Raw genomic sequence first — 1,003 nt, 5'->3', positions numbered from 1 at the left:
GGTACGTATTCGGAAATCCCGTTGGGGCATGATCGTGGGCGGCGTGACCGTGGGGCACTCCGCTGGGGTCTCGGGGGTCGGGGTCAGCCGGGAGGCTGTTGCCAGGTGGTGAGGTCCTCGGGGCTGGCGGCCCAGGGCAGGAACCGGTCGAGGTCGGCGCCGGTCGGCGGCTTGCCGCCGGCCCGGCCGCAGGCGTCGAGGTAGTTCTCCAGGTAGGTCAGCAGGTTCAGGTTGTGCATCGCGGCGGTCGCGGTGACCGTGAAGATCGTGGCGGCGTGGCGGGCGGTGTCCTCGGTGCGGGAGCCGCCGGCGTTGCGCCGGGTCACGACCGGGCCCCTGATCGCCCTTTCCGCCGGGTTGTTGTCCATGCCGATCATGGGGTAGTCGCGGTGGGCGACCAGCCCGTCCCATTCCCGGTCCAGGGTCGCGAGCGCCTTGCGCGCGGGTTCCTGCAGGCCGGGCGAGGCCGTCTGCTCGCGGCGAACCGTGTCGATCACGGTGATCGCGGTGTCCCAGCCGGCGTACGCGGCGGCGAGCCGCTTCTCGGTGGCCGGCGACGGGGCCGCGGCGGCGGTGTGCCAGGCGGCGGCGAGCTCGCCGTGCGCGGTGTAGAGCGCGCGGATCCGCTCGACCCACTGGCGGGCCCAGATCCCGAGCTGGGCGGGGTTCGCGTCGCCGGCCCGCACGAAGTACCGCCGCGCGTGCGCCCAGCAGTACAGGTTGACCAGGCCATCGGCGCGGCGGCCGGCGGAGACGTACACGGTGTAGAAGTCCGACGACAGCACGAGGCGGCGCGGTCCGCCGTCGGCGTCGTCGGTCAGCTGGCCGCTGTCCGGGTCGAGGCCGACGTGTTCGGCGAGCACCGCCGTCGAGCGGGTCGCGTCCATCACGAAACAGACGCTGTCCGGCCCCAGGAACACCCACAGCCACCAGCGGGCCGGCCCGCCGCCGCCGGTCGGGGTGAACACCCGCCAGGTCGTCTCGTCGGCGTGCAGGTGCCACG

At 73.8% G+C, this 1,003-nt stretch carries 1 protein-coding gene; it reads right to left on the bottom strand.

The genetic code is table 11. The features are described from left to right. Positions 1 to 83: 83 nt before the first annotated feature. Positions 84 to 1,003 (bottom strand): transposase (locus tag BMG523DRAFT_RS22370; RefSeq protein WP_043592375.1); only part of this gene is annotated, 920 nt, incomplete at its 5' end.

Source organism: Frankia sp. BMG5.23, from assembly GCF_000685765.2.
Classification (GTDB): Bacteria; Actinomycetota; Actinomycetes; order Frankiales; family Frankiaceae; genus Frankia; species Frankia casuarinae.
Note: the sequence above shows the minus strand (reverse complement) of the source record. Positions and strands in the feature narration are given on the sequence as shown.